Consider the following 2696-nt stretch of genomic DNA (forward strand, 5'->3'; position numbering starts at 1 on the left):
GCCCATCGTTCTCCAATCCGCCTCCAACTTGCTTCAGGATCGGTACGGCTTCTTCTTTTCTACTGTGCAGGTGGAGACCGACTGTCCCGATGAGTCTGCGGCAGCAGCGATCGACATCACACGTGCGGCGGGTACGAGGAGGGGGCAGGAGTAAGGACCTTGATCCTGCTTGCGTTGATCGCGGTTTAGTCACCCGGGACGATTGCGGGGTGGCTCCGGCCGGCCCGCGTTCGAACCAAAAATCACGCCGGGGTAACGGTCGGGCGATGCCGTAGATGAATAACAAATGGCGTATGAACTGCTGATTTCTGGATTCTCAGGAAACTCTCCGTGACAGGACGATATGCAACTGTTACCTTTTCGGGAGTCTCCAGTGGTCGTCGGTATGAAGCTGCGACCATCGCTTAAGTTGAAGGAATCAATCATGTCGAGCTCCTCCAAGAGCGTTCCGTTCGCCGATCTCATGGACTCGCTTGGTGTGGGCCACCGCATCTCTGCTGGTGGGCGTCATCGCGCCAACCGATCCAGGGGAGTGGGCCGGATCGCCGCCACCACGCTGGCTGGCGCCGCAATCGCCGGTGGCGCGGCGCTTAGTGTCGCCCCTGCGGCCGCTGCCCAATCGTCTGATCCCGAGCACGTCGGACAGATGGTCGAAGAGGCTGCCGCCCGCTATGGCATCGGAGCTGACGCGGTCCGCCAGTATGCAAGTCAGGCCCCCGGGCTGAGCCAGGCGCTCGGATTCGATACTGCTCAGTCGTCGTCTTCGGCGTTTTCGGTCGCCAGCCAAGCTCACAGGCCGACTGATGGAACGATCACCTCTGGCTTCGGCTCGCGGTGGGGCGCTAACCACAATGGCACCGACATCGCTGCGCCGATCGGCACACCCTTGTATGCAGCCAAGTCCGGCACGGTCGTGGCCTCCGGCCCCGCTTCCGGTTATGGGTTATGGATTCGCATCAAGACCGATGACGGCTATCTCTTGGAGTATGGCCACAACAATGCCAACTACGTCACCGAAGGCCAGCAGGTCACCGCCGGCCAGGTGATCGGTGAAGTCGGTAACCGTGGCTACTCGACTGGTCCGCATGTGCACTTCGGCGTACAGAATCCCGCCGGCCAGTGGATCGACTCGGTGTCATGGTTGGCCGCGAACGGCGTCGTCATCTGAGGACGTAGACAACGACCTGCTGCTCGACACTTCCGATCCAGGCCCGGATGCCACAATTCGGCACGCAACACGCTGATCTCGCCGGATCGGAACCATCCCTGCCGACAGTGGCGGGAGGCGGGCACGATTAATGATCGCCGGAGCTGGTGCCGACAGGAGGGCCCCGATGCCGACCGTCTTGCCATCACGCCTACCGTGAACGGCGTGCAGAGGGTCTTTCGCGTGATGACGCCGGGGTGGTTGATTTCCTTCATCGCCGTCGCACTGTTCGTCTATACGTGCTTCACACTGTTGGCGCCATGGCAGTTAGGCAAGAACGAGGATTTGAAGACGCGCAATTCCCAACTTCTTCACAGCGTCGAAGCCGATCCAGTGCCGTTGACGGAATTGACGGCGCGGGACGCGCCGTTGGACGAATCCGAGTGGCATCGGGTCACAGTAACCGGTCGCTATCTGCCCGAAGACGAAGTGCTCTTGCGGCAGCAAGCTGTCGACGGGGAACAGGTTTACCAAGTTCTCACCGCATTTCGGACCGAGGGCGGCGATGATCTGCTTATTAATCGTGGATGGGTTCGCGTTGGCGAGAACAACACGGTGCCGACCTACCCGGCCGCGGTAGCCGATCCAGTGACCATCACCGCCAGGCTCAGAATGCCCACCGACACCCCGGCCGAACCGATAGTTCTGCACGATCGTCACATGGTGCGCTCCATTGAAACCTCGACGATCGGTCGGGTTCTGGATCTCGATCTTGCTGGCTATCATCTCCAGCTCCCCGGAGGTCAACCAGGATCACTCGAGCCAACTCCGATACCGGAAGTCGAGGCGGGTTCGTACCTGTCCTATGGGCTTCAATGGCTTGCATTCGGAGTTCTAGCGCCAATTGGGCTTGGCTACTTTCTGTGGAGTGAAATCCGGGAGCGGCGCCGCCAACGTAGCCAGGGCAACGACGAGCAAGGCAGCCTAGGCGACGGTGCTGTGGGACCTGGTGACAGGGATATCGATCCTGATGTCGTATCCGGTCATATTGCTGAGGTGGATGCGGCCACGGAGGCAGTGGCCCATGACCGCCTCGTAACGATGACCGTTCGTGATCGCTACGGCACCAGATTTGAGGCTGAACGCCGACGGCGTCTACGTCCGAGAAATAGGCTCGATTACTGAGTCCAATCCTCGAGCTGGCTCTCGCCCTTACCTCGCGGGAGCTCATCAATTTCTCGCCCTCGGCGCCCTGCCCGACATGCTCACGTTGAGCGCCTGCAGCCGGCCCGGCCGACGACGGGTCCGCTCCCGATATCGGCGCGCACTCATGGCCGGGGATCTCAGCCCCGCCGACGGCGGCTAGCAATCCACCCCACCAGCATCGCGAATACTGCGGTGACCGTGATGATGAGTTCAGGAATTGAACGTAATCGGGTGGCAAGTGTGAACTCGGTATTGAGCGGGACCTGTGCGACGAGGGCATCGGCAGTGAACATTTCGGTCTGCTCGAGGACATCGCCATTCGCCGCGATAATCGCGCTGACAC

The 2696-nt window shown here is 60.8% G+C and carries 2 protein-coding genes and 1 pseudogene; 2 read left to right on the forward strand and 1 reads right to left on the reverse strand.

Annotation, left to right across the window (positions count from 1 at the left end; translation table 11 throughout):
* Window positions 1–424: 424 nt before the first annotated feature.
* Together J1M64_RS19090 and J1M64_RS19095 are read left to right on the forward strand one after the other, a co-directional pair.
* Entirely contained in the window at window positions 425–1168 is a 744-nt protein-coding gene (locus J1M64_RS19090) for a M23 family metallopeptidase (RefSeq protein WP_206475223.1), read from the forward strand.
* Between the two features lie 195 nt (window positions 1169–1363).
* On the forward strand, window positions 1364–2332 hold the full coding sequence (locus tag J1M64_RS19095; protein ID WP_227022437.1) for an SURF1 family protein: 969 nt from the start codon (window positions 1364–1366) through the stop codon (window positions 2330–2332).
* Between the two features lie 158 nt (window positions 2333–2490).
* On the opposite strand, the pseudogene J1M64_RS19100 reads toward J1M64_RS19095, so the two are convergent.
* A pseudogene (locus J1M64_RS19100) lies at window positions 2491–2696 on the reverse strand (apolipoprotein N-acyltransferase); the annotation flags it as partial.

The sequence above is a fragment of the Dietzia sp. KRD202 genome (assembly GCF_017168155.1).
Lineage (GTDB): Bacteria > Actinomycetota > Actinomycetes > Mycobacteriales > Mycobacteriaceae > Dietzia > Dietzia kunjamensis.